This window comes from Methanocorpusculum bavaricum DSM 4179, assembly GCF_000430905.1.
Lineage (GTDB): Archaea > Halobacteriota > Methanomicrobia > Methanomicrobiales > Methanocorpusculaceae > Methanocorpusculum > Methanocorpusculum parvum.
The window spans coordinates 1-1,511 of record NZ_AUMX01000033.1; the positions used below are offsets into that span (position 1 = coordinate 1).

Consider the following 1,511-nt stretch of genomic DNA (forward strand, 5'->3'; position numbering starts at 1 on the left):
AAAATAGTAATTCTGGTTGATCCTGCCAGAGGCCATTGCTATCAGGGTTTGACTAAGCCATGCGAGTCGAGAGGTGTAAGACCTCGGCATACTGCTCAGTAACACGTGGTTAACCTGCCCTAAGGTGGAGAATACTCCCGGGAAACTGGGGCTAATGCTCCATAGTGGATATGTCCTGGAATGGTATATCCTCGAAAGATCCGTCGCCTTAGGATGGGACTGCGTCCGATTAGGTTGTTGGCGGGGTAACGGCCCACCAAGCCATTGATCGGTACGGGTTGTGGGAGCAAGATCCCGGAGATGGATTCTGAGACATGAATCCAGGCCCTACGGGGCGCAGCAGGCGCGCAAACTTTACAATGCGAGCAATCGTGATAAGGAAACCCTGAGTGCCTGTCGATGCAGGCTGTTCATATATCTAAATCATATGTGAAGAAAGGGCAGGGCAAGACCGGTGCCAGCCGCCGCGGTAATACCGGCTGCTCGAGTGATGGCCACTATTACTGGGTTTAAAGCGTCCGTAGCTTGACTGTTAGGTCTCTTGGGAAATCTTCACGCTCAACGTGAAGGCGTCTAAGAGATACCGGCAGTCTTGGAACTGGGAGAGGTAAACCGTACTTCGGGGGTAGGAGTGAAATCTTGTAATCCTCGAGGGACGACCTATGGCGAAGGCAGTTTACCAGAACAGCTTCGACAGTGAGGGACGAAAGCTGGGGGAGCAAACGGGATTAGATACCCCGGTAGTCCCAGCCGTAAACAATGTGCGTTAGGTGTGTCGGTAACCACGTGTTACTGATGCGCCGAAGAGAAATCGTGAAACGCACCACCTGGGAAGTACGGTCGCAAGGCTGAAACTTAAAGGAATTGGCGGGGGAGCACCACAACAGGTGGAGCCTGCGGTTTAATTGGATTCAACGCCGGACATCTCACCGGATAAGACAGCTGAATGATTGTCAATCTGAAGGTTTTACATGACTAGCTGAGAGGAGGTGCATGGCCGTCGTCAGTTCGTACTGTGAAGCATCCTGTTAAGTCAGGCAACGAGCGAGACCCACGCCGACAATTGCCAGCAGCATCTCCGGATGGCTGGGGACATTGTCGGGACCGCCTCTGCTAAAGGGGAGGAAGGAATGGGCAACGGTAGGTCAGCATGCCCCGAATTATCCGGGCTACACGCGGGCTACAATGGACGGGACAATGGGTAACAACACCGAAAGGTGCAGTCAATCTCCGAACCCCGCCCTTAGTTAGGATTGCGGGTTGCAACTCACCCGCATGAATCTGGAATCTGTAGTAATCGCGTTTCACTATAGCGCGGTGAATACGTCCCTGCTCCTTGCACACACCGCCCGTCAAACCATCCTAGTGGGGTTTGGATGAGTCCCTGGTCTTTGCCGGGGTCGAATCTAGGTTCCGTGAGGAGGGTTAAGTCGTAACAAGGTAGCCGTAGGGGAATCTGCGGCTGGATCACCTCCTAAAGAATGATCCAAACACAACCTGTATGACCGAAT

1 rRNA gene is annotated in these 1,511 nt (G+C 53.1%); it reads left to right on the forward strand.

Going from position 1 to position 1,511, the window contains the following annotated elements:
* Nucleotides 1–9 precede the first annotated feature (9 nt).
* Nucleotides 10–1,476, forward strand: a 16S ribosomal RNA gene (locus H575_RS06465).
* Nucleotides 1,477–1,511: the final 35 nt, after the last annotated feature.